Annotated in this window: 22 protein-coding genes and 1 pseudogene; 13 read left to right on the forward strand and 10 right to left on the reverse strand. The window is 52.8% G+C overall.

What is annotated here, in order from left to right; translation table 11 throughout:
• Position 1: 1 nt before the first annotated feature.
• Together IB222_RS19755 and IB222_RS19760 are read right to left on the reverse strand one after the other, a co-directional pair.
• The gene (locus IB222_RS19755) at positions 2-466 is read right to left on the reverse strand and encodes a MarR family transcriptional regulator (RefSeq protein WP_111466167.1); all 465 of its coding nucleotides are present in this window, start codon (positions 464-466) and stop codon (positions 2-4) included.
• A 148-nt stretch (positions 467-614) separates the two neighbouring features.
• Positions 615-779 (reverse strand): DUF1127 domain-containing protein, encoded by a 165-nt coding sequence (locus IB222_RS19760; protein ID WP_008786105.1) that lies wholly within the window; start codon positions 777-779, stop codon positions 615-617.
• Between the two features lie 177 nt (positions 780-956).
• Here IB222_RS19760 and IB222_RS19765 point away from each other — a divergent pair, with 177 nt between their 5' ends.
• Entirely contained in the window at positions 957-2369 is a 1413-nt protein-coding gene (locus IB222_RS19765; RefSeq protein ID WP_103285806.1) for a PLP-dependent aminotransferase family protein, read from the forward strand.
• 51 nt (positions 2370-2420) lie between these two features.
• Here the strand turns inward: IB222_RS19765 and IB222_RS19770 are convergent, their stop codons facing one another.
• Positions 2421-3335: an Rpn family recombination-promoting nuclease/putative transposase gene (locus tag IB222_RS19770; RefSeq protein ID WP_149384490.1), complete on the reverse strand. Its 915-nt coding sequence runs from the start codon at positions 3333-3335 to the stop codon at positions 2421-2423.
• A 230-nt stretch (positions 3336-3565) separates the two neighbouring features.
• Here IB222_RS19770 and IB222_RS19775 point away from each other — a divergent pair, with 230 nt between their 5' ends.
• From IB222_RS19775 to mdtM, 3 genes are all read left to right on the forward strand, one after another.
• Complete coding sequence (locus IB222_RS19775; RefSeq protein ID WP_149384491.1) at positions 3566-4381, forward strand: AraC family transcriptional regulator; 816 nt, start codon at positions 3566-3568, stop codon at positions 4379-4381.
• A gap of 48 nt (positions 4382-4429) precedes the next feature.
• Entirely contained in the window at positions 4430-5080 is a 651-nt protein-coding gene (locus IB222_RS19780; protein ID WP_063941056.1) for a LysE family translocator, read from the forward strand.
• Between the two features lie 324 nt (positions 5081-5404).
• Positions 5405-6646, forward strand: a complete 1242-nt coding sequence (mdtM, locus tag IB222_RS19785; RefSeq protein WP_149384492.1) for a multidrug efflux MFS transporter MdtM — start codon at positions 5405-5407, stop codon at positions 6644-6646.
• 79 nt (positions 6647-6725) lie between these two features.
• Here the strand turns inward: mdtM and metC are convergent, their stop codons facing one another.
• Both metC and IB222_RS19795 read right to left on the reverse strand, forming a co-directional pair.
• Complete coding sequence (gene metC / locus IB222_RS19790; protein ID WP_149384493.1) at positions 6726-7916, reverse strand: cystathionine beta-lyase; 1191 nt, start codon at positions 7914-7916, stop codon at positions 6726-6728.
• A gap of 30 nt (positions 7917-7946) precedes the next feature.
• Complete coding sequence (locus IB222_RS19795) at positions 7947-9179, reverse strand: dicarboxylate/amino acid:cation symporter (RefSeq protein WP_149384494.1); 1233 nt, start codon at positions 9177-9179, stop codon at positions 7947-7949.
• Between the two features lie 219 nt (positions 9180-9398).
• Between IB222_RS19795 and IB222_RS19800 the strand changes: the two genes are divergently transcribed.
• The 8 genes from IB222_RS19800 (at position 9399) to IB222_RS19835 (ending at position 16306) form a co-directional block, all read left to right on the forward strand.
• Positions 9399-10325: a LysR family transcriptional regulator gene (locus tag IB222_RS19800; RefSeq protein WP_149384495.1), complete on the forward strand. Its 927-nt coding sequence runs from the start codon at positions 9399-9401 to the stop codon at positions 10323-10325.
• 75 nt (positions 10326-10400) lie between these two features.
• Positions 10401-11681, forward strand: a complete 1281-nt coding sequence (locus IB222_RS19805) for a DUF445 domain-containing protein (protein WP_003830070.1) — start codon at positions 10401-10403, stop codon at positions 11679-11681.
• Between the two features lie 13 nt (positions 11682-11694).
• The gene (locus IB222_RS19810; protein ID WP_149384496.1) at positions 11695-12159 is read left to right on the forward strand and encodes a GNAT family N-acetyltransferase; all 465 of its coding nucleotides are present in this window, start codon (positions 11695-11697) and stop codon (positions 12157-12159) included.
• Positions 12160-12254: 95 nt separating this feature from the next.
• Entirely contained in the window at positions 12255-13406 is a 1152-nt protein-coding gene (locus IB222_RS19815; protein ID WP_003830073.1) for a double-cubane-cluster-containing anaerobic reductase, read from the forward strand.
• Positions 13407-13415: 9 nt separating this feature from the next.
• Positions 13416-14183 (forward strand): putative 2-hydroxyacyl-CoA dehydratase activator YjiL, encoded by a 768-nt coding sequence (gene yjiL / locus IB222_RS19820; RefSeq protein WP_003830076.1) that lies wholly within the window; start codon positions 13416-13418, stop codon positions 14181-14183.
• Positions 14180-14431 carry a DUF3343 domain-containing protein gene (locus tag IB222_RS19825; protein ID WP_003830079.1) on the forward strand — a complete coding sequence of 84 codons (252 nt, stop codon included), beginning with the start codon at positions 14180-14182 and terminating at the stop codon, positions 14429-14431. The genes yjiL and IB222_RS19825 overlap by 4 nt, the downstream gene beginning before the upstream one ends.
• 94 nt (positions 14432-14525) lie before the next feature.
• Positions 14526-15713, forward strand: a complete 1188-nt coding sequence (locus tag IB222_RS19830; protein WP_149384497.1) for an MFS transporter — start codon at positions 14526-14528, stop codon at positions 15711-15713.
• A 191-nt stretch (positions 15714-15904) separates the two neighbouring features.
• Positions 15905-16306: a hypothetical protein gene (locus IB222_RS19835; protein ID WP_003830083.1), complete on the forward strand. Its 402-nt coding sequence runs from the start codon at positions 15905-15907 to the stop codon at positions 16304-16306.
• A 62-nt stretch (positions 16307-16368) separates the two neighbouring features.
• Here IB222_RS19835 and IB222_RS19840 read toward each other — a convergent pair whose 3' ends face one another.
• From IB222_RS19840 to uxuA, 5 genes are all read right to left on the reverse strand, one after another.
• Positions 16369-17376, reverse strand: coding sequence for a porin (locus IB222_RS19840; protein ID WP_149384498.1), 1008 nt, complete (start codon positions 17374-17376; stop codon positions 16369-16371).
• 193 nt (positions 17377-17569) lie between these two features.
• Positions 17570-17779, reverse strand: a complete 210-nt coding sequence (locus IB222_RS19845) for a hypothetical protein (RefSeq protein WP_003830087.1) — start codon at positions 17777-17779, stop codon at positions 17570-17572.
• A 627-nt stretch (positions 17780-18406) separates the two neighbouring features.
• Positions 18407-19180 carry a Uxu operon transcriptional regulator gene (gene uxuR / locus IB222_RS19850; RefSeq protein WP_032934226.1) on the reverse strand — a complete coding sequence of 258 codons (774 nt, stop codon included), beginning with the start codon at positions 19178-19180 and terminating at the stop codon, positions 18407-18409.
• 175 nt (positions 19181-19355) lie between these two features.
• On the reverse strand, positions 19356-20831 hold the full coding sequence (locus IB222_RS19855; protein ID WP_149384499.1) for a fructuronate reductase: 1476 nt from the start codon (positions 20829-20831) through the stop codon (positions 19356-19358).
• Positions 20832-20911: 80 nt separating this feature from the next.
• Positions 20912-22096, reverse strand: a complete 1185-nt coding sequence (uxuA, locus tag IB222_RS19860) for a mannonate dehydratase (protein ID WP_003830090.1) — start codon at positions 22094-22096, stop codon at positions 20912-20914.
• A 261-nt stretch (positions 22097-22357) separates the two neighbouring features.
• Here uxuA and gntP point away from each other — a divergent pair.
• Positions 22358-23701: pseudogene (gene gntP, locus IB222_RS19865) on the forward strand (gluconate permease GntP).
• The last annotated feature ends 10 nt before the right edge of the window (positions 23702-23711 follow it).

The following is a 23711-nucleotide window of genomic DNA, read 5'->3' on the forward strand; positions in this document are numbered from 1 at the left end:
TTTAGTGTTGATTGTCTTCTTCGCGGATTGTCCGCAGATTGCAGGCGATTTGATTGAGCGTGGCGCTGAAGGAAGCGAGTTCCGCCTCAGGGATGGTGCAGGTGACGCGATGTTGGTATGTCTCTATCACCCGGTTGAGTTCGTCCAGCCTTGCGCGGCCTTGCGCGGTCAGCGCCAGCAGGCGGATGCGTTTGTCATAAGGCGATGTGGAACGCAGCAGATAGCCCTGCTTTTCCAGCTGCGAGAGGGTGCGCATCAGCGGCGGCAGTTCGATGCCCTGCATTTGTGCCAGTTCACTGACTGAGACGTTGTCTCCCAGTTGATACAGTTGCATCAGTACCGTCCAGCTGGACTGCGTCAGGCCTGTATCGGTGATGGCAGCATCAATAATGGCCCGCCACTGGCGCACCACCATTGCCATGCGCATCCCCATTGGTCGGCGGGCAAACAGTTCATCTTCAGTCATCTTATTTTCCCCTCATCGCTGAAAAGAAAATAATACTTATCAGGATAAGTATCAAGGAACAGGCTATCCAGAAGCATGAATTGATAAATATCGTGAATATAAAAGAGGCCGGGACGATAACCCCCCAGCCTCTGTCGATGAAAGAAAATCACTCCACCTGATCGCGTCGCAGCCCGACGTCCCGCAGCCGCTCATCGCTCATCTGTTGCAATACGCGCCGCGTTTGCGCTCGAAGCCGCCACGCCTTGTATGCCCGCCAGATCAGCACAAACCCAATAAACGGCTGTTTTGCTTTATTCTCGTGAAATTCCATACCTTGCCTCCCCGCCTTGCCAGAGGCTTTATCTTCACGGATCTGGCCTAAAACAATACAGACTCACAAAGTACTTTTATTTAACATACAGATTGGTTAAAAAGAGTTCTGCATCGCTTTTTTCACGCCAATCTGTACTGATTTTTTAATCTGTATGGTACCCATGAGGGATACAGCATGACGCGTTACCAACATCTGGCCAATCTGCTGGCCGAACGCATTGAGCAAGGGCTGTATCGCCATGGCGAAAAACTGCCCTCGGTTCGCAGCCTGAGCCAGGAGCATGGGGTCAGCATCAGCACCGTCCAGCAGGCGTATCAGACGCTGGAACAGCGCCAGCTGATCACGCCCCAACCACGTTCCGGTTATTTTGTCGCGCCACAAAAAGCGCAGCCACCCGTGCCACCGATGTCGCGTCCGGTACAGCGTCCGGTCGAAATAACACAGTGGGATCAGGTGCTGGATATGCTAAAGGGCAACGCGGACAAATCGATAATCCCGTTTAGCAGCGGCGTGCCCGATATTAATCAACCCAGCCTGAAGCCGCTGTGGCGCGAGCTCAGCCGCGTGGCACAGCATAATCTGCGCGCGATACTGGGCTACGATGAAATCTCCGGATGCCGTGAACTGCGTCAGCAGATTGCGCGGCTGATGCTGGACGGCGGTTCGGTGGTTAATGCAGATGATATTGTGATCACCAGCGGTAGTCAGAGCGGAATGTCGCTGGCGCTGCTGACGGTCTGCCAGCCCGGAGATATTGTCGCCGTTGAATCACCGGCCTACTACGGCACGATGCAGCTACTGCGCGGCTTAGGGATCAAGGTGATTGAGATCCCAACCGATCCGGATACCGGGATCAGCATTGAAGCGCTGGAGCTGGCGCTGGATCAGTGGCCGATCAAAGGTGTGCTGCTGGTTCCCAACTGCAACAACCCGCTCGGATTCATTATGCCGGATGCGCGTAAACGGGCGGTGCTCGCCCTCGCCCAGCGTCACGACATCGTCATTTTTGAAGACGATGTGTATGGCGAGCTGGCCACAGAGTACCCGCGCCCGCGCACGATCCACTCCTGGGACAGCGACGGCCGCGTAATACTCTGCAGTTCGTTTACCAAATCCGTCGCCCCCGGTCTGCGCGTGGGTTGGGTGGTGCCCGGTCGTTATTACAACAAACTGCTGCACATGAAGTACGCCGTCATTGGAACTAACGTTCCCGCTACGCAACTGGCAGCGGCTTCCTTTGTGCGCGAAGGTCATTATCATCGACATATTCGTCGTATGCGCCAGATTTATCAGCGCAATATGGAGATCTACACCTGCTGGGTACGGGAATACTTCCCCTGCGGGATCTGCGTCACCCGACCAAAAGGTGGCTTTATGCTGTGGGTCGAGCTGCCGCTCCAGGTCGATATGGTCTGTGTCGCTAAGCAGCTCTGTCGCCTCAAAATCCAGGTTGCACCGGGTTCTCTGTTCTCCGCATCGGGGAAGTATCGCAACTGTGTGCGCATCAACTGCGCATTGCCGCCAAACGATAAGCATCGGGAAGTAATGCAGAAGCTCGGAGAGGCGGTAAAAACGGCAATAGAGTAGATCGAGCTGCCCGGCGCTTCCGGGCAGGCAATTAGGCAGTTTAAGCTATATCTAATGTCTTAAACCCTGAATATCTTCAGCGGAAAGTCGGGTGATTTTTTGTACCGTGCTGATATCGATGCCATCTGCCAGCATGGTGCGGGCAATACGCAGTGCCTCATCACGTCGCCCCTCTCGAAGCCCTTCCAGCCTGCCTTTTTGTAGTCCTGCCTCATGTAATCTGTCCGCGATCGTCATCAATTGCTCCTTGTGCTGCGGTGAACGTTCGGCAACCCCGCGAATAAACTCACTGAATCGAGGTGCATCGCCAGTTCGTAAAATATAATTAAACAGCGTCTTTATCTGAGTGTCATTAGTCAGTCCGGTAAGTAGCAGGGAAACAATTTGCTCGACCAACCCCATAAGATCGCGTTGACGGATATGTTTTTGGATTAACTCCAGCAGCGCCATACGTCGATGCTGCACAATTTCGTCATCCGGAATAACCGTAATATCCACCAGCGGAAACGCCGCAGCATACAGCTGACGAGCCAGCTTCGGGTTGGCAAACTCATCCAGCCAGCACAGCGAATAAGGGTACGGGCTTTTAGCGCCGTGATAAAACAGCATCGGCACCACCAGCGGCAACTGCTGATGCCCGGCATCTAAATGTTTCTGCATGGCCGCTACCGCATAGCGCATCAGTCTGAATGCCATATGCGCATCCGGTGTGCTTTGGTGTTCAATCACTACATAAATATATCCATCCCCATCCGTCGTTTTCACCGACCACAGCACATCGGAATAGTACGCACGTAAATTCTCTTCGATAAAACTGTCTGACTCGAGTTTAAGCGTCCGAAGATCGCAAAGCTCGCGCAGCGAAGCGGGAAGATGTATTTGTAGGAAATCCCGTGCAGTCTCAGGGTGACGTAAAAATGTTTTAAAAACCGCATCATGCGGTGTTGAAGCGGAAGCTTTGTTCATGGCGATCCTTCACCTGAAAATAAGATGCCATGACTGTAGCGCCGGAAAACCACATCCTCACCTGCAACTTTCTCTCTTTGCGAGGCGATTTCCGGGATAACAACGCCCTTATGTAACGTCTACATTTGTCTGGAACACGTCACGCAGAATCGCCATCTCAATGCGCATTCCCACTTTTTCACCTCCCGGCCTGTGCTATAACAAACCATCACTTTCAGGGAGGACACGATGTGACGCATACCCGAGATATTCCACAATCGTTCTGGCGTGATGAGCAGTTGCCGTGGCTGGAACTGCGCAGCACCTGGCAGAGCCAGCAGGCCTATAAGCGGCATCACCACTCTCAGCTCTCGATTGGGGCAATTCTCGAGGGGGAAACGTGCTGTCAGTGCGATGGCGAGGAATACCATCTGCAGGTGGGCGACCTGATTGTGATACCGCCGCTGGCACCTCACAGCTGTAATCCTGTTAACGGACAGTTTCGTAGCTATCATATGCTTTATCTTGATGCCCAGTGGTGTCTTGCTAATCTCCCTGCACAGAACACCAATCAGCGGCTTTGCACGCCTGCTCCCGTTATCCGCGATGCGCAATTATTCCAGCGTTATATGCACCTTGTGACGCTCATGCCGCAACGCCAAACCGCGCAAATAACGGATGCCGCGCAAGCATTGCTTCACTCGCTGCCGTTGCAGTCGGTCGCACCAGAAAACTCAAGCGCCACCAGCCAGTATCTGCGCGAACGGTTGCAGTCCAGCCTGCTCGCGCCGCCCTCACTCGATGAGCTGGCACATGAGTGTCACATGCGTAAAGAGACGCTGATCCGTATCTTTAAGCAAGACACCGGGCTGACGCCAGGAAGTTATCTGAACATCATACGGATTGACTATGCTCGCCAGCGGCTGCGGGCCGGAGACGAAATTGCCGATGTCGGATACCAGAGCGGGTTTGCCGACCAGAGCCATTTCCATCGCACCTTTGTTCGCTACACCGCCGCCACACCGCGCCAGTACGCGTTGGGACGATCAATATCAGACAATAATTAGCGCTGCGTCAGGCGTACGGTGCTCTCAGATTCATTCTCTGAGGTCGCTATGTCGCTGCTTTCTGTACTTTTTCCTTCTGCTTTTCCCGCGCTGGCGCTGGCGCATTTCGTCGCATTGCTTAGCCCCGGGCCGGACTTCTTTTTACTGGTCGGTTACGCCGCACGATACCGGATGCGCGGCAGCGCCGGGTTGTGCGTGGGGATCGCTTTCGGCAACGGGCTGTATGTTCTGCTGGCAATTATCGGTTGGGGGATCCTGCGCCAGCTTCCCCTGTTGTTTACGGTTATTGAGCTGCTGGGCGCGCTTTATTTATTGTGGATTGGCAGCCTGCTGGTACGCAGCCGCCCGCAAACGCTGACCGGAACAGACACCCAGTCTACCTGTCCAGGATTTGGCAAACAGCTACTGCTGGGATTGGGTTCGTCACTGCTCAACCCAAAAAATGCGCTGTTCTATCTGGCGCTAATGACCGCCCTGCTCGGCCCGTCGGTGACGCTGCTGCAACAAACCATGAGCGGGATCTGGATGACCAGCGTAGTGCTGTGCTGGGATCTGCTGATCGTGATGTTCATCGGTTTACCGCAGATCCAGCGACGGTTATCCAGAGGGATATTATGGGTAGAACGTATCGCTGGGGGTGTATTGATTATCTTCGGTTGTGCCATCGCGCTGCGGTTTTTGCCGAGCATCGTAGTCTGATTTCCAGGGCGATTTTCTGCACATAAACCGGATAAACTCGTTTAATTAATATCCAATCCGCATTACACTGCGGATGGTTATTACCCGTTCAACTTACTCTTCCTGAGGTGCGATGTGCTGATTGTTACCTGTAATCGTTACGTTTTCTGACCCCGCGTCAGTGAGCGTATCTTCTGTTTGCGCTTCGCGCAGACAGCGTTTTTGATTACATGAAATTCAGTACATTTGCAGTCTGCTTTTTTCTGTCATCGGTCTGACGTCTCAAAGACGGTATTGAATTTCGCTATTCCCGTTGAGGGTTTTCTCCCGACAAGGAGCTGTTTTATGCAACGGATTCTCGCGTTTTTCTCCCAACGCGCCACAACGCTATTTTTTCCTGTCGCGTTGATTTTATATGACTTCGCCGCCTATCTGTCGACGGACCTGATCCAGCCTGGCATCATCAATGTGGTACGTGATTTCAACGCCGATGTTAGCCTGGCACCCGCTGCGGTGAGCCTCTATCTGGCGGGCGGCATGGCGCTGCAATGGCTGCTGGGGCCGATTTCCGACCGAATTGGCCGTCGACCCGTGCTGATTGCGGGGGCGTTAATCTTTACCCTCGCCTGCGCTGCCACGCTGTTCACCACCTCAATGACGCAATTTCTGGTAGCCCGATTTGTGCAGGGCACCAGCATCTGCTTTATCGCGACCGTTGGCTATGTCACGGTGCAGGAGGCGTTTGGGCAAACGAAGGCCATTAAGTTAATGGCGATAATCACTTCCATTGTGTTGGTTGCACCGGTTATCGGCCCGCTCTCCGGGGCCGCGCTGATGCACTTTGTACACTGGAAGATCCTGTTTGCCATCATTGCCGTCATGGGGCTTATCGCCCTGATTGGGTTAATGTTAGCCATGCCGGAAACCGTCCAGCGCGGCGCGGTGCCGTTCAGTGCCCGCGGCGTAGTGCGTGATTTCCGCGACGTTTTCCGCAACCGGGTGTTCCTGTTTGGCGCAGCCACGCTGTCGTTAAGCTATATCCCGATGATGAGCTGGGTGGCGGTCTCACCGGTTATTCTGATCGATGCTGGCGGCATGACCACATCGGAGTTTGCCTGGGCACAGGCCCCGGTGTTCGGCGCAGTGATCGTCGCCAATATGGTGGTGGTTCGTTTCGTGAAAGATCCGACCCAACCACGCTTCATCTGGCGGGCCGCACCTATACAGCTGAGCGGGCTGGCAGTGCTGATTGTCGGCAATTTACTGTGGCCGCACGTCTGGCTGTGGTCGGTGCTGGGGACCAGCCTGTATGCGTTTGGTATTGGGATGATCTTCCCGACGCTGTTCCGCTTTACACTGTTTTCCAACAACTTACCGAAGGGTACGGTTTCCGCATCGTTGAATATGGTGATCCTGACGGTGATGGCGGTTTCTGTCGAAATTGGGCGCTGGCTATGGTTTAACGGCGGCAGGATTTCGTTTCATCTGCTGGCGGTTGCGGCAGGGCTCGCTGTCGTGTTCACGCTGGCAGGTTTACTCAAACGGGTACGCCAGCATGAGGCAACGACGTTAGCCACTGAAAACTAACCTGCCCGCTTATCCGGCCTACGACAACTATGTAGGCCGGATAAGCGCTTGCGCCGCATCCGGCTACGCTCACCTCACCTTACGCAATGCGTGCAAATCCCGCTTCCAGATCGGCAATCAGGTCGTCGATATCCTCAAGGCCGATATGCACCCTGACCAGCGTACCGCTGAAATCCACCTCTCCAGCCGGGCGAATGCTGTTCAGCTCTTCCGGCTGGTTCGCCAGAATGAGCGATTCAAATCCGCCCCACGAATAGGCCATATGGAACAGCGAGAAGTTATCGAGGAAATTCGCCATCTGTTCGTCGGTCAATCTCTTTTTCAGCACAAACGAGAACAGGCCTGAGCTTCCGATAAAATCACGCTGAAAATACTCATGGCCCGGACATTCCGGTAATGCCGGATGATTCACCCGTGCCACTTCCGGCCTTGCCGACAGCCAGCGGGCAATATGGATGCTGCTCTCCTGATGCTGCTTAAGGCGTACCGCCAGGGTGCGCAATCCACGACTGCCATTGTAGGCCGTATCGGCGTCCAGCGTTTGCCCCATCAGATAGGAGTTCTCGCGCAGACGATCCCAACAACGGGCGTTCGACACCGCCGTGCCCAGCATGCCGTCCGAATGACCGATGGTGTACTTCGTTCCCGCCTGAATGGAAATATCCACGCCATAATCCAGCGCTTTGAACAGCACGCCCGCCGCCCAGGTGTTGTCGATCATAATAACAATCTCCGGATTCACCGCGCGGATAGCCTTCACCATCCCCGGCACGTCCTGGACTTCCATGGTGATAGAACTTGGTGACTCAAGGAATACCACCTTCGTTTCCGGACGCAGAAGATCGACGATACCTGCACCAATCAGCGGATCGTAATACGTTGTTTCCACTTTGAATTTACTCAGGATCTTATTGCAAAAATCCTGGGTTGGTTCATAGGCCGCGCCCGTCATCAGAATATGATCACCACCCTGAACAAACGCCAGAATCGCGTTAGTCACCGCCGCAGCGCCGCACGGGTACAGCGCGCAGCCAACGCCGCCTTCCAGCTCGCTCATTGCCTTCTGAAAGGCAAAGTGGGTGTAGGTTCCGCGACGACCGTAAAACAGCTCGCCGTTCGCGCGATTGGCGGTGGCAAATTTCTTGTCCTTCACGGTATCAAATACCAGTGAAGAGGCGCGTTGGATAACCGGATTCACCGCTCCCTGGGTGTAGCGTTTGTCACGACCAGCAACAACCAGGTGCGTCTCAAGCTTCATTGCGTCTTTCATAACATCTCCTGTTCTTAATCCGTGTGAGACCTATACCACCGCAGCAGTAGAGTTTATTTCAGTGTTGGTCTGCTTTTTTCCAGCGAACCGTTCGACAATCTGCGCCGCATTCAAATCATGGATAACGTTGATCAGTGTGGCCGGCGCATCGGTAATCGTGCCCAGCACCACCAGCATCGGGATCGCTTCCATCGGCAGGCCGAGCGTGGTGACGATAAAGATTTCACCGAGGAATGCCCCGCCCGGTACGCCGCCGACAATAATGGCGGAGAGCACCGCGATCAGCATCGTCAGGAAGAAGGTCTCGGTGGTGAACTCCATGCCCAGCACAGAATAGATAAAGACAATTTTTAGCGCGGCAATCATCGCCACGCCGCCTTTATTCAGGTTCACCAGCAGCGGAATGGAGACATCAACGATTTCCGGGTTAATCCCCATCGCCTTACCGGCACGCAGCGTTACCGGCAGCGTCCCCAGCGAAGAGCAGGTCCCCAGCGCAGTGGCAGACGGCTCAATCGCATTACGCCAGAAGGCTCTGACCGCCGGAATACCGCCGCCAATATACGAATAAAGAATTGAGCCAAAAACAAAATAGACCAGCGTGGCGACCATAAACAGGCCGATAGCACGGGCAAAGGTTAACAGCAGCGCCGAGTCCTGACTGGCCATGGTGGCGGCGAAGTAGCAGCCCAGACCAATTGGCGCAACCTTCATAATGATCGACACGATCTTCATGATCACGGTATTGGCGTCTTCCAGCAGCGACGCAATGCGTTTACCGGCCTGATCCGACTGGCCAATTGCGACACCGGCGATGATCGCCATTACGATCAGCGCCAGAATATTGGACTTAGAAAACAGTCCGATAAAGTCGCTGGTGGTGATCATACTGACAAAATCCATCTTACCGCTGCCCGTCTGCACCGACTGCGAGAGATCGATAGTGACGCCCTGCGCCGGGTTATACCATAGCGCCAGCGCAACGATCCCGGCGGCTGGAATAAAGGCCATGGCGATCGAAACAATAAAGATTATCGCCATAATACGCCCCAGCCTTTTCAGGTCGGTCATACTGGCGATCGAAGACATAACGCTGATCCCCACCAGCGGCACAATAATCATAAATAGCAGGTTTAAGAATATCTGACCTATTGGCTGGAGTTTACTTGCAAACGATGGGGCATAAATACCTAATAAGCCGCCAATCACCAGAGCAACTAATAAAATAATCGACGATTTGTAGGGTTCGAGTCGTGACCACATAATCGGTACCTTTAGAATAATAATTAATGAGATTAAATTCACAATGTGATGAGTTTCCGTTTCGCCTCCTTTTATTTTGTGACGTAACTCACCTAAGTTGTTATTTTTTCATTTTGCCAGCAAGTTGTTTCCTGTGATTCAATAGTTGCATGTTTAAAACGCGAATGTAACGGCCTATTCGTACCGTTTTTGCAAATCACTTGTGAATTAAAGGAAACTATGAGTACGCCGATTTCACTCAAGCATCTGGAGTTTTTTACTAAAATCGTCGACTGCGGAGGATTGTCAGAAGCCGCGGCGCAGCTCAACGTATCGCCGTCTGCGGTCAGCAAAAGTCTGGCTGCGATGGAAGACACGCTGGGCACGACTTTAATTAAACGCACCACCCGCAGTATTACCCTGACCGACGCAGGGCAATATCTCTTCAACCGCGCTAATAAGCTTTTGAAAGAATTCGATGAAACGCTGAATACCACTTCCGGTTATTACCACAGCCCGCAGGGTGAATTACGCATAACCTGCTCAATTGCGTTTGGTTATTCCCGGCTGGTGAACCTGGTGGATAAATATCGCTCCCAGTTCCCGGATGTGAATCTGTATATCGATCTCAACGATAACTTTGTGAATCTGAACGAAACAGATTTCGACATCGCCCTGCGCATCTCCACCGCACCGCCGCAAAACTATGCGATGCGCAAGCTGGTGCCTGTTCGCTGGGCGTACTGTGCCTCACCCGGCTACCTCGCCAAAAAAGGCATGCCCCAGCGTCGAAGCGATCTGGTGGATCATGATTGTCTGGTTTATCCAGGCCTCACACCGGTGCTGAAGGTGGCGGATGAACAGGATCGCCTGCACCCGTTAAAACTGCATATGCCAATCCAGGCCAACAGCAGCCTGGTATTACTGAAGTCGGTGTTAGAAGATCAGGGAGTGGCGTATTTGCCCACCTATCTGATTGGCGATCATATTCAAAAAGAAGAGATAACGCCGCTGATGCTCGACGGCACTATCACCTGTGAAACTCACGCCCTGTATGCGCTGTACTTTCCCAGCAAGTACAGCAATCCTAAGGTGCGATCGTTTATCGATTTTCTGGTGGCGGAACTCGGCCCCTTACCCGCCTGGGACAACTGGATCCCGGAGTAAGCCCAGCCCACCTGAAAATGGGAGGCGCTCCACATTTTTTGCGCGATCCCCCCGTCTGGCTCTATCCTTAAGCCTATGAATAAAATTGCTGAACTCAAACGCGCCAAGCGACTGGCGCTCTCATTGCTGCTGATTGCCGCTGCCACTTTCGTCATCACGCTGTTTCTGCCGCCTAACTTTTGGGTACTGGGGATCAAAGCGATCGCCGAAGCGGCGATGGTGGGCGCGCTGGCGGACTGGTTTGCCGTGGTGGCGCTTTTTCGCCGGGTGCCGATCCCGTTTATCTCGCAGCACACGGCGATTATCCCGCGCAATAAGGATCGGATCGGCGAAAATCTCGGGCAATTTGTGCAGGAAAAATTTCTCGATACCCAGTCGCTGGTCGCGCTGATCCGCCGCCATGAACCGGCGCTGTTGATCGGCAACTGGTTCAGCCAGCCGGAAAACGCCCAGCGCATCGGCCAGCATCTGCTGCAAATTATGAGCGGTTTTCTCGAACTGACCGACGACTCGCGCATTCAGCGGCTGATCAAGCGGGCGGTGCACAAGGCCATCGACAAGGTCGATCTCTCAGGTACCAGTGCGCTGATGCTGGAAAGCATGACCAAAAACAATCGCCATCAGGTGCTGCTCGACACGCTGATCGCCCAACTGATCGCCCTGCTCCAGCGCGACAGCTCGCGAGCGTTTATCGCCAGACAGGTCGTGCACTGGCTGGAAACCGAACATCCGCTGAAAGCGAAGATCCTGCCGACCGAATGGTTGGGCGAGCACAGTGCCGAGCTGGTGTCTGATGCCGTTAACTCCTTGCTGGATGACATCAGCCACGATCGAGCACATCAGATCCGCCATGCCTTCGATCGCGCCACGTTTAAGCTCATCGATAAGCTCAAACACGATCCGGAGATGGCCGTGCGGGCCGAAAGCCTGAAAAGCTATCTGAAGGAAGATGAAGCCTTCAACCGTTATCTTGGCGAGCTGTGGGCAGACCTGCGTCAGTGGGTGAAAACCGACATTAACGCCGATGATTCCCGCGTGAAGCAGCGCATCGCCAGCGCCGGGCAGTGGTTCGGCGAAACGCTGGTAGCCGACAGCGCCCTGCGCGCCTCACTGAATGGGCATCTGGAGCAGGCCGCGCATAAAGTAGCGCCAGAGTTCGCCACCTTCCTGACGCGCCATATCAGCGACACGGTGAAAAGCTGGGATGCACGCGATATGTCGCAGCAAATTGAACTGAACATCGGTAAAGATTTGCAGTTTATCCGCGTCAACGGCACGCTGGTTGGCGGTTCTATTGGGCTGGTTTTATATCTGTTGTCGCAAATTCCGTCCCTGCTGACGCTGGCGAATTTTTAAGGAGAAAAATTCAATGACGATGAACATCCGCATTTTTTCCCTGCGCGAAACACCGGAAAAACTGCACGAGGTCACCGCTTACTTTCAGCAACAATGGGCCTCAGAAGACTCCGTGAAGGTATACGAAGATGCGCTGCATCGTTGCATTGGCGCAAAGAACCCGCTACCGCAGTGGTACTGGCTGCAGGACGGCGACAGCATTGTTGGCTGCGCCGGATTGATCACTAATGATTTTATCAGTCGCGGCGAACTGTGGCCGTGGCTATGCGCACTCTATATCGATCCTCGCTATCGTGGTCACGGTCTGGCATTTCGCCTGATTGAACATATTGCGCAGCAGGCCAGACAGCTAGGCTTTATGCAGCTCCATTTGTGTACTGACCTGGAAGGCTTATACGAGAAAGCGGGATTTTACTTTGACGGGCCGGGCTATCATCCGTGGGGGGAAGTCTCACGGGTCTACAGTCGTAATCTGTAAGCGCACAATTGTTGTACATCAATAAAGCCAGATAAATTGCATGGTTATAATGCGACGTCTTTTTACTGTCTCCCGTGTTACGGGGAAGGAAAATCATGTCGCTAATCACCGATTTACCCGCCATTTTTAATCAATTCTCCGACGCCCGTCAGAAAGGTTTTCTCACCGTAATGGATCTTAAAGAGCAGGGTATCCCGCTCGTTGGGACCTATTGCACCTTTATGCCGCAGGAGATAGCGATGGCGGCAGGCGCGGTCGTCGTTTCGCTATGCTCAACCTCTGATGAAACGATTGAAGAGGCCGAAAAAGATCTGCCACGAAACCTGTGTCCACTGATCAAAAGCAGCTACGGGTTTGGTAAAACGGATAAATGTCCGTACTTCTACTTCTCTGACCTGGTGGTGGGCGAAACGACCTGCGATGGTAAAAAGAAGATGTACGAGTACATGGCTGAATTTAAAGCGGTACATGTGATGCAACTGCCCAACAGCGCCAGTGATGCGGCTTCGCGGGCGCTGTGGAAAGCCGAGATCCTGCGTTTGCAGCAGGTAATCGAAGCCCGTTTTGGCACCCCGATAACCGAAGCCGCGCTACGTGAAGCCGTCATTCTAAAAAACCAGGAACGTCGTGCACTGGCAAACTTCTACCGCGTTGGTCAGCTCAACCCACCCGCACTCAGCGGCAGTGACATTCTGAAAGTCGTCTACGGTGCAACCTTCCGCTTTGATAAAGCAGCGCTGATCGACGAGCTTAATAGCATGGCCGAGCGGGTACATCAGGAATGGCAGGCCGGGAAACGTCTGGCATCGCGTCCACGCATACTGATAACCGGCTGCCCCATCGGCGGCGCGGCAGAAAAAGTGGTTCGTGCCATTGAAGAAAACGGCGGTTGGGTGGTGGGCTATGAAAACTGCACCGGGGCGAAAGCCACTGAACAGTGCGTGGAGGAAACTGGCGACGTCTACGACGCGCTGACCGATAAATACCTCGCCATCGGCTGCTCATGTATTTCCCCTAACGATCAACGTCTGAAAATGCTCAGCCAAATGGTTGAAGAGTACCAGGCTGACGGCGTCGTCGATGTCATTTTACAGGCTTGCCACACTTACGCCGTTGAATCACTGGCCATTAAACGCCACGTCCGCCAGCAGCACAACATTCCCTATATCGCTATTGAAACCGACTACTCCAGCGCGGATATCGGCCAACTTAGCACTCGTGTCGCCGCGTTCATTGAAATGTTGTGAGGAACAGGGATGACATACTCAATAGGGATCGATTCCGGCTCCACGGCGACTAAAGGTATTTTGTTGGAAAGGAACGTCATCAGACGTCGCTTCCTCTGCCCAACACCTTTTCGCCCTGCCGAAGCGATCGCTCAGGCATGGGAAACGCTGCAAGCGGGGCTGAACGATAGACCATTTTTAACCCTCACTGGCTACGGACGGCAGCTCGTGGATTATGCCGACAAACAGGTCACTGAAATTTCCTGCCACGGGCTGGGGGCGCGCTTGCTGGCTCCCGGCACCCGCACAGTGATTGATATCGGCGGTCAGGACAGTAAAGTCATCCAGTTAGATGATGATGGCAACCTCAGCGATTTCTTGATGAACGACAAATGTGCGGCAGGGACCGGACGATTTCTGGAAGTCATCTCACGCACGCTCGGCGCCAGCGTAGAGCAGCTAGATGCGATTACCGCTGGCGTCGAACCACATGCCATCACCAGCATGTGTACGGTTTTTGCCGAGTCAGAGGTTATCAGCCTGCGCTCTGCGGGTGTCGCGCCGGAGGCCATTTTAGCAGGTGTGATCAACGCGATGGCCCGACGCAGCGCGAATTTCATCGGACGGCTTTCAGGGCAGGCTCCACTGTTATTTACCGGGGGAGTAAGCCACTGTCACGCCTTTGCTCGTATGCTTGAAGGCCACATTGGCATTCCCGTACACACGCATCCCGACGCGCAGTTTGCTGGGGCGATTGGGGCCGCGTTAATTGGTCAGCGTCAGGGGAAACGTGAGTGAAGGAAACACTGTTCTTGTTTCATACTACCCTCGGCGTCATCAAAACGCGTAAAGCGCTACAGGCTGCGGGTATGTGCTTTCGGGTGGCAGATATTCCCCGCGAGCTACGCGGTGGCTGCGGGCTGTGCATTTACATCGACTGTGTTGCTGGCAAGGAGGATGAGTGGATAATTCCGGGTCATACCGAATCTATCTACCGTCTTGAAAACGGAGACTGGCGCTGCCTTGCCACTTTTCCTCCTTCCTGAACGTGCCAGGGGACTTAGTTTTATTTTACTTTTCATTATCATTTACGCATGTAATATAACAATTATCAGCTAACAGCGCGAAATGAGAGTCCGTATGTCCCAGGGAAGCCCAGATTCAAATCGTCATGCCATCAGCGTCGCGCTTTTTGGCATGCTGGTCTTAACACTGGGTATGGGAATTGGGCGCTTTCTGTATACACCAATGCTGCCGGTGCTGCTATCGGAAGGTCAATTTACGTTTGACCAACTCTCCTGGATTGCCAGCGCCAACTACGCCGGGTATCTGGCAGGAAGCCTGCTCTTCTCCTTCGGGCTCTTCCATCTTCCCTCACGCTTACGCCCGATGCTGCTAACGTCCGCGCTCGCTACCGCAGGACTGATTCTGGCGATGGCCAGCTTTACGCAGCCCGCGCTGGTGATGCTGATCCGCTTTCTGGCAGGCGTCGCCAGTGCCGGTATGATGATCTTTGGCTCAATGATCGTCCTGCATCATACCCGGCATCCCTTCGTGATCGCGGCGTTGTTCTCCGGCGTTGGTGCAGGCATTTTGCTGGGCAATGAATATGTCATTAGCGGTCTGCATTTTGCGCTGTCCTTACATACGCTCTGGCTGGGCGCGGCGGCAGCCTCGGCTCTGTTCTTTGTGCTACTGGTTATACTCCTGCCATCTCGCGACCACGTGCTCCCCGCCGCGGCCCCGGTAAAAACAGAGCATCAGCCTATGTCCTGGTGGCTGCTGGCGCTGCTGTACGGGCTGGCCGGATTTGGCTACATCATTGTCGCCACCTACCTGCCGCTGATGGCGAAAAGTGCCGGTTCGCCGCTGTTGACTGCCCATCTGTGGTCGCTGGTCGGAATATCAATAATTCCGGGGTGTTTCGCCTGGCTGTGGGCCGCCCGACGCTGGGGTGTATTGCAATGCCTGACGGCGAATTTGCTGATTCAAAGCGCCTGCGTGGTCATGACGCTCGCCAGCGGCTCCTTGCCGCTGCTGGTGATAAGCAGCATGGGGTTTGGCGCAACGTTTATGGGAACCACTTCACTGGTGATGCCGCTTGCCCGACAACTTAGCGTACCGCGCAATATTAATCTGCTGGGCCTGGTCACTCTGACTTACGGCATTGGGCAAATACTTGGTCCGCTATTAACCAGCCTGCTGGGAAGCGGCGCACAGGCGATCGTTAACGCCACGGTGTGCGGCGCGGTCGCGTTGTTTATTGCGGCAATTATCAGCCTCACGCAATTATACAAACAGCGTTTCGCCTCGCCCAAAAGGGTATAACCGGCTAACGTCTAAAGAAGATATATTCGGATTAGTCCGCAATTAAATGTCAGCATTTAATAAACCGCAAATAATCGGCAATTACCCGTCAGACAATTTATAATTCCCGGCAGTTCATTTATAAACTCAATTTAAAATGCGTAAAAATGGACATATTAATTCAACATCAACACCATCTTCGGGAAAGGCACATGTCGTGGTTTAAAAAAATACTACTGGGGTTAATTATTTTGGCGGGTTTAATTGGCACGCTAAAGGATTATAAAGACTTTGGCCTGTTTGGCGCACTGGGATTGTTTATTATCTTCCTGTTATCAACAACATTCTTATGGCAATGGGCCTCTGGCAAGTTACCGGAGATAACAAAGTTACATGCCATACTTATTTTACTGGCCAGCGCGGTGGCCTCTATTTTTGTTATCAATATGGCAATTGCCGGAAATTTGCATGTGGATTTAATGGAAGTCATGCGCGTTACCATTACCCATAATCCGCTTTTTTATCTGATCCTCTGCGTGGTCGCATGGGTAAAAGTGGGCATCTGGCAATGGCTGTTTAACGGTGTACAGATGAAAGAGAGTCAGCCGGTTTAAACTCCAGCAGATGTAAAAAAGGCGTCTTAACCAAGACGCCTTTTTCGTACTAGTATAACTACTTAGAACTGATAGGTCAGACCCGCAACAACCTGATTGTCGCCGTCTTTGCCATCGAGCAGGTTAATTTTGTAACCCACATCAGCAACCATGTTTTTGTTGAAGTAGTAGTCTGTGCCCAGCGCAACGTATTCGGTCAGATCGTTATTGTTGTTGTCACGCGTATGGACGTAGCCCACGTTCGGACGCAGACCAAAATCAAACACATAGGCCGCCATCGCTTCAAAGTGCTGCGCTTTGTCCGCATCCTGAATCAGGTTGTGAGACTCACCGTACATGGTTGCAACGTAGATAGCGTTTGCATCATACTTAAGGCCTGCGCCCCAGAACTCTGCGTTTTCACCATCCCAACCATTTTGTTTCTGCTGAGCAGTCACAGAACTGTTGGTATAGGCTGCAATAGCAGATACGCCGGAATCCGCGATATTGTCATAACCCAGGGAGAAGCCGTAGCCGTTGCCGTGCTGTTTGGTCGGATCCGTATTGGTATCGTCCTGCCCCTGATATTGCGCACCAACGTTCAGACCATCAACGGCACCAAACAGATTTTTGGTACGGAGTGTTGCAACGCCAGAAGTGCGTGTAGTAAGGAAGCGGTCAGTATTTTCAAAGGAGTCACCGCCGAACTCTGAGAGAGTGTCAGTGTAAGCTCCCACGTCGTAAGCGATACCGTAGTTACGACCGTAGTCAAAGCTAACGTCATGGCCGTAATCCAGGCCAGCAAACGCCAGACGTGTGTTAACGCCATTCTGAGAACCTTCTGCTTTAGAGGCATCAAACTGACTCTCAAATTGGCCATAACCGGTCAGTTGATCGTTGATTTGTGTCTCACCGCGAAAACCCAGACGCGCGTAGGTCTCATCGGCGTTATTGCCGTCAGTCCAGGAATGGACCGCTTTTACTTTGCCGTACAGATCCAGTTTGTTGCCATCTTTATTATAAATTTCCGCTGCATGAACGGAGGTTACCCCTAATGCCATTACAGCTAATGCCACTACTGACTTTTTCATGTTATTACTCACTTTTAATTGTGAATTTTGCTATCAACTTTGTTATGAAGGCGGGATGCCCACATAAAAAAGTCCCCTCCAGATAAGGGGAAACACCAATAACACACCGAAAAAATATACCAATAAAGGCAATAATGAAGTGGCAAGACCTTTTTCAATTTTTGGTTTTAAAGAAAACCCGAACAGAGAGTAATTACTTAGATTCTTCGCTTGTGCTCTCATTAATAGAGCGATGCAACATTAATGCCTCGGCAATAATGTCTTGTTTACTTTTACGAGTTTCAAATGCCAGCGTCCGAACATATTCCCATAGAGAAGTATCGACACGGGCACTTAATAGAACCATATCTTTTGATCGGGTTCCCCTGGCTTTTCGGATATCAGGGTAATCTCGAGAGGGCATAGTCATCTCCTGAACGCAAACACGCTTATGGCGATGAAATATGCAGTCAGTGTAAAAACATGTCAACGGCAAAATACAGTCACAATAGTAATGAAACTGTTAATAAAGAACAAAAAACTGGAACGTTATTTCAAATGAAAGATAACTTGATTATAGAATAATGTGTAATGTTAGCTTTACATACATCCGTTTTTATTCATATGATTAAAAAGCCACGAATCATTCACATTAATAATAATACTCAATCAAAACATCACTACAAACAATGAGTTACATGCCATTATTAATGTCTACTTTTACGCAAACCACCAGTTTTTATGCGCTGTTATGCCAGGCGGCCCTGCACTATCTGCAGCGGAAATCACTTTGATTCTCACTTAATACAGACCTGTATTGTCTAAAAATAAGCACAAAAAGGTAAAAATAAGGTAAATAGAGCATTTTTTCGCAAGCAAAAATAAGTTGTTTTTAATTGATGAAAATCAATTTACATCACACAGGGGCGGCGAAAAAAATGATCATTGAAGACTATGGAAACCATTTTTTACATGAGGTTTAAGACGTGAAAAGAAAGGTTGTTATGCAATGCCGAGCGGGCCGCAACAGCCCGCGTGAGAGGTGGTAAAATCAAGCGTTAACTTTATCCAGCGGCCAGGAGTCAAACAGATAGCCATCGAAGTCGATGTCATCAACATTTGAAAACTCCAGCAGGCGCTGTTTGACGTTTTCCAGATGCTGCCACATCGCCAGCTTGGCCGCTCGGGCATCCTTTTTGATTAACGCCGCCAGGATCTGCTTGTGGTCGCCCATCCACTCTTTACGATAGTGGGTATCATCGAGATGGCTATGAAGCTGGATCCACATCGGGTTGTTCTCGCGCCACTGCCATGACTGGCGGAACAGCTCCACCAGCATGCTGTTATGCGTGGCCTCGGCGATAGCGAGATGGAACTGCATGTCACCGCTTTCAGAACCGTTCGGTTCGCTGGAAGCCAGCTCCCGCTCTTCCAGTTGCAACGCCTGGCGCATTTTGACGATATCTTCGCGGGTGGCCTGCAGTGCGGCAAATTCGGCGATGTTGCTTTCCAGCAGCTGTCGCGCCTGCAGCAGCTCAAACGGGCCAGCATCATTGCAATGATTCACATCCGAACTGTCGATAGTCTGAGCTTCTGCATTGTCGAGTACGTAGATCCCGGCACCACGACGCACATCTACCAGGCCTTTAATTTCCAGCATGATTAGCGCTTCGCGCACCACCGTGCGAGTGACATTGAGCCTCTCGGCGATTTCACGCTCCGGCGGTAAGCGCTCACCAGGCAGGTACGGCGTCTGGACAATCAGATCGCGGATCATTGCACCCACTTCCTGGTAGGGTCTTTGCTGAGAAGTGTTCGATTTCATCGTGTTATGTCCGTCAGATGCGTCAATTCAGAATCCGTAGGCCGGATAAGGCGCGCGCAGCCACCCGGCCTACCAATAACGTTTTTTCGCCTGAACTATAGCATTTGCGGGAAGCCAAAAACAGAAAACGGGTCAACCAAATTAGTATTTTGATTGACCCGTCATACCTGGGAGGTTATGCGTCAGCGCTTAACGCTGCAACGCACTCGCGTGCGCCGTGTTCACACAACTGTTGATACTCCGCGATAATCGTTTCCACAAAATCGGCGTTTTCCGCCAGATCGTGACCAAAAATGCCGCTTAACCCCAGCAGCGCCGTCACCCGTTCGGCTCCCTGGAACTGTTGGTTAATGCGCTGGAATTCGGCCTGCATTGGGTCGACAACATCAATGACTTGCCCCTGTTCATCCACACCGTGGGTGTAGCGCATCCAGCCCGCGATGCCCAGTGCCAGATGACGCCAGCCGCTGCCGTTTTGCAGATGCAGACGCACCGGATCCAGCAGACGCTGTGGCAGTTTCTGGCTGCCGTCCATCGCAATCTGCCAGGTACGGTGGCGCAGAGACGGGTTGCTGAAACGCTCGATCAGCAGCGTCGCGTAGGCGTTGAGATCGGTGCCTTCCGGCATCGACAGCGTTGGCGCTTGCTCCTGCATCATCAGTGCAAACGCCGCTTTGCGGTACGCTGGATTGGTCATGGTGTCAGCGATGGTTTCATAACCGCCAAGATAGCCCAGATAAGCGAGGAAAGAGTGGCTACCGTTGAGCATGCGCAGTTTCATCATTTCAAACGGTACTACGTCGGCAACAAACTGTGCGCCGACTTTGTCCCAGTCAGGACGACCGTTAACAAAGTTGTCTTCAATCACCCACTGGCGGAACGGTTCGCAGGCGATAGCGCACGGATCGTAAACGCCCAACTGGTCGGCAATCTCCTGCAACGTTTCAGGCGTTGCCGCCGGAACAATGCGGTCTACCATGGTACACGGGAAAGTGGCGTTTGCTTCAATCCACTGCGCCAGCTGCGGGTCACGCGCCTGCGCCAGGCCCAGCACCGCGACTTTCGCCACATGCCCATTTTCACGCACGTTATCGCAGGACATCACGGTAAAGGCCGCCAGTCCCTGCTCACGACGCAGATGCAGCGCCTGTACGATGTAACCAATCGCCGACTTCGGCGCGGCCGGATTTGCCAGATCGTGTTTAATCAGTGGGTTATTGAGATCTAACTGACCGCTGGCGGCATCGGTGCAGTAGCCTTTTTCCGTGACCGTCAGCGAGACAATTGCCGTCTGCGGGCGCGCCATGGCCTGTAAAATACCATCACAGCCATCAAGCTCCGGGTGCAGGGCTTCTTTCATTGAGCCAATCACTTTCAGCACGGTATTGTCCGCGCCTTTTTCCGCCACGGTATACAGCAATTGTTGCTTGCGCAGGTTTTCAATCAGTATGCAGTCATTACCCGGCATCAGGTTAACTTCACAGATACCCCAGTCGCTGTCGGTGGTTTCCAGCAGGTGGTGGGTGTACAGCGCCTGATGCGCGCGGTGAAAAGCGCCGCATCCCAGGTGAACAATGCGGGATTGCAGACGAGAGCTGTCCCATGCAGGGCGTGCAACCGGCAGGTTGCTATTGGCAATTGTCGTTGTCATCGTGAACTCCAGATCCCGTCGGAAAGACCAACGGAGAGAAAAGAAAAAAGCCGGCCAGACAGGCGACCGGCAACACTGCTTTAGCGGCTAAAGAAAGCGCGCTGGATAGCCATCTCAACGCCACGTACTTCCGCCAGGCCTTTCAGGCGACCAATCGCGGAGTAACCTGGGTTGGTTTTCTTTTTCAGGTCGTCAAGCATCTGGTGACCGTGGTCCGGGCGCATAGGAATCAGATCCTCTTTGCCCTCGGCTTTACGGCGCTGTTCTTCCTCAACGATCGCTTTCACCACTTCGTACATGTCGACGTCGCCGTTAAGATGCGCCGCTTCATGGAAAGTTTTCGGGTTATCTTCACGCAGCGTGGAGCGCAAATGGGTGAAGTAAATGCGCGGGCCAAACTGTTTGATCATGTCGACCAGGTCGTTATCCGCACGAACGCCGTAGGAGCCGGTACACATGGTGAAACCGTTCGCCATGCTGTTGACCGTATCGACCATCCACTGCATGTCTTCCACGGTGGAAACAATGCGTGGCAGGCCAAGGATTGGGCGCGGCGGATCGTCCGGGTGTACCGCCATGCGCACACCGACCTCTTCTGCTACAGGAATAATCGCCTTCAGGAAGACGGCAAAATTCTCACGCAGCGCAGCTTTATCGATATCCTTATAGCGTTCAAGATGCTGGCGGAACTGGTCGAGCGTGTAGCCCTCTTCCGCGCCCGGCAAACCGGCTATGATATTGCGGGTCAGACGTGCTTTGTCTTCTTCGCTCATGGTGGTGAAGCGTTCATGCGCCTGCGCAATCTCTTCGGCGGTGTAGTCCGCTTCCGCGCCCGGGCGTTTGAGGATATGCAGCTCAAAGGCGGCAAATTCAATTTGATCGAAACGCAGCGCTTTGGAGCCGTCCGGCAGGACGTATTCCAGGTCGGTACGGGTCCAGTCGAGAACCGGCATAAAGTTGTAGCACACGGTACGAATGCCGCACTCGGCCAGGTTACGCAGGCTTTGCTGGTAGTTGGCAATCCACTGCTGATAGTTGCCGGAACGGGTTTTAATGTCTTCGTGGATCGGTACGCTTTCGACGACCGACCATACCAAGCCCGCCTGCTCAATAATGGCTTTGCGTTTTAGGATCTCATCAACCGTCCACACTTCCCCGTTCGGGATATGGTGCAAGGCGGTAACAACGCCCGTAGCACCCGCCTGACGTACATCCGCTAAGGTGACCGGATCGTTAGGACCATACCAGCGCCATGTCTGTTCCATGTTTTATTCCTCATTTACGTTATGGACTCGACGATATGGCACATAAATTCCTCCTTTTGGTATTACATGTCAACCTGAAGCGCTAAATTGGTTAACCAAATCACGATACCTGCTGATTAGATCGCCTTTTTACGTCCAGACAACCCAGTATTAATGTAAACATGTAACGCAATGTGACATCTATCGCATCATAGGTTGACCAATATATGTAACATCTCAACCAAAATCATAATAGTTCAACCAAAGTAAGGTAGACGTTATATGCACGTTCTCAATATTCTGTGGGTTGTATTCGGCATCGGCCTGATGCTGGTGCTCAATTTAAGATTCAAAATAAACTCGATGGTCGCCCTGCTGCTGGCGGCACTCTCGGTCGGTATGCTGGCGGGAATGGATTTAATGGAACTGCTGCATACCATGAAATCCGGCTTTGGCAGCACGCTGGGTGAGCTGGCGATTATCGTGGTATTCGGGGCAGTCATCGGTAAGCTGATGGTTGACTCCGGGGCGGCGCATCAGATTGCCCATACGCTGCTGGCGCGACTCGGTCTACGTTACGTGCAGCTGTCGGTGATCATTATTGGTCTGATCTTCGGCCTGGCGATGTTCTATGAAGTGGCGTTTATTATGCTGGCACCGCTGGTGATCGTCATTGCCGCGGAAGCGAAGATCCCGTTCCTCAAGCTGGCGATTCCTGCGGTTGCCGCCGCCACCACCGCTCACTCACTGTTCCCACCGCAGCCGGGTCCGGTCGCGCTGGTTAACGCCTACGGCGCTGACATGGGCATGGTCTACATCTACGGTATCCTGGTGACCATTCCGAGCGTGATCTGCGCCGGGCTTATTCTGCCGAAATTCCTCGGCAACCTCGATCGTCCAACGCCGTCATTCATGAAGGCCGACGTACCGGTTGACCAGAACAACCTGCCGTCCTTCGGAGTTTCTATCCTGGTGCCGCTGATCCCGGCGATCATCATGATCTCCACCACCATCGCCAACATCTGGCTGGTGAAAGGGACGCAGGCGTGGGAAGTGGTCAACTTCTTAGGCTCCTCGCCGATTGCAATGTTTATCGCCATGGTTGTCGCCTTCGTGCTGTTTGGTACCGCGCGCGGTCATGACATGCAGTGGGTAATGAACGCCTTTGAAAACGCGGTGAAAAGCATCGCCATGGTGATCCTGATCATCGGCGCGGGCGGCGTACTGAAGCAAACCATTATCGATACCGGCATCGGCGATACCATCGGCATGCTGATGTCACACGGTAATATTTCTCCCTATATCATGGCGTGATTGATAACCGTGCTGATTCGTCTGGCAACGGGTCAGGGCGTAGTCTCAGCCATGACGGCCGCGGGGATTATTAGCGCAGCAATCCTCGACCCGGCAACCGGTCAACTGGTGGGCGTCGACCCGGCGTTGCTGGTACTGGCAACAGCGGCGGGTTCCAACACACTGACCCATATCAACGATGCTTCGTTCTGGCTGTTCAAAGGCTACTTTGACCTGTCGGTGAAGGATACGCTGAAAACCTGGGGTCTGCTGGAGCTGGTAAACTCCGTGGTTGGCCTGATTATCGTGTTGATCATCAGCATGATTGCATAACGTCGATACC

It is taken from the genome of Citrobacter sp. C13 (genome assembly GCF_014596815.2).
GTDB lineage: Bacteria > Pseudomonadota > Gammaproteobacteria > Enterobacterales > Enterobacteriaceae > Citrobacter > Citrobacter portucalensis.

What these genes read in the sequence shown, in the direction of transcription:
- IB222_RS19835 (WP_003830083.1), top strand. Translation starts at nt 15,905, where the DNA reads ATGTCGTGGTTTAAAAAAATACTACTGGGGTTAATTATTTTGGCGGGT.
- metC (WP_149384493.1), bottom strand. Translation starts at nt 7,916, where the DNA reads ATGAAAGACGCAATGAAGCTTGAGACGCACCTGGTTGTTGCTGGTCGT.
- IB222_RS19810 (WP_149384496.1), top strand. Translation starts at nt 11,695, where the DNA reads ATGACGATGAACATCCGCATTTTTTCCCTGCGCGAAACACCGGAAAAA.
- IB222_RS19800 (WP_149384495.1), top strand. Translation starts at nt 9,399, where the DNA reads ATGAGTACGCCGATTTCACTCAAGCATCTGGAGTTTTTTACTAAAATC.
- IB222_RS19845 (WP_003830087.1), bottom strand. Translation starts at nt 17,779, where the DNA reads ATGCCCTCTCGAGATTACCCTGATATCCGAAAAGCCAGGGGAACCCGA.
- IB222_RS19795 (WP_149384494.1), bottom strand. Translation starts at nt 9,179, where the DNA reads ATGTGGTCACGACTCGAACCCTACAAATCGTCGATTATTTTATTAGTT.
- IB222_RS19830 (WP_149384497.1), top strand. Translation starts at nt 14,526, where the DNA reads ATGTCCCAGGGAAGCCCAGATTCAAATCGTCATGCCATCAGCGTCGCG.
- uxuR (WP_032934226.1), bottom strand. Translation starts at nt 19,180, where the DNA reads ATGAAATCGAACACTTCTCAGCAAAGACCCTACCAGGAAGTGGGTGCA.
- mdtM (WP_149384492.1), top strand. Translation starts at nt 5,405, where the DNA reads ATGCAACGGATTCTCGCGTTTTTCTCCCAACGCGCCACAACGCTATTT.
- yjiL (WP_003830076.1), top strand. Translation starts at nt 13,416, where the DNA reads ATGACATACTCAATAGGGATCGATTCCGGCTCCACGGCGACTAAAGGT.
- IB222_RS19840 (WP_149384498.1), bottom strand. Translation starts at nt 17,376, where the DNA reads ATGAAAAAGTCAGTAGTGGCATTAGCTGTAATGGCATTAGGGGTAACC.
- IB222_RS19780 (WP_063941056.1), top strand. Translation starts at nt 4,430, where the DNA reads ATGTCGCTGCTTTCTGTACTTTTTCCTTCTGCTTTTCCCGCGCTGGCG.
- IB222_RS19855 (WP_149384499.1), bottom strand. Translation starts at nt 20,831, where the DNA reads ATGACAACGACAATTGCCAATAGCAACCTGCCGGTTGCACGCCCTGCA.
- IB222_RS19805 (WP_003830070.1), top strand. Translation starts at nt 10,401, where the DNA reads ATGAATAAAATTGCTGAACTCAAACGCGCCAAGCGACTGGCGCTCTCA.
- IB222_RS19815 (WP_003830073.1), top strand. Translation starts at nt 12,255, where the DNA reads ATGTCGCTAATCACCGATTTACCCGCCATTTTTAATCAATTCTCCGAC.
- uxuA (WP_003830090.1), bottom strand. Translation starts at nt 22,096, where the DNA reads ATGGAACAGACATGGCGCTGGTATGGTCCTAACGATCCGGTCACCTTA.
- IB222_RS19770 (WP_149384490.1), bottom strand. Translation starts at nt 3,335, where the DNA reads ATGAACAAAGCTTCCGCTTCAACACCGCATGATGCGGTTTTTAAAACA.
- IB222_RS19760 (WP_008786105.1), bottom strand. Translation starts at nt 779, where the DNA reads ATGGAATTTCACGAGAATAAAGCAAAACAGCCGTTTATTGGGTTTGTG.
- IB222_RS19765 (WP_103285806.1), top strand. Translation starts at nt 957, where the DNA reads ATGACGCGTTACCAACATCTGGCCAATCTGCTGGCCGAACGCATTGAG.
- IB222_RS19755 (WP_111466167.1), bottom strand. Translation starts at nt 466, where the DNA reads ATGACTGAAGATGAACTGTTTGCCCGCCGACCAATGGGGATGCGCATG.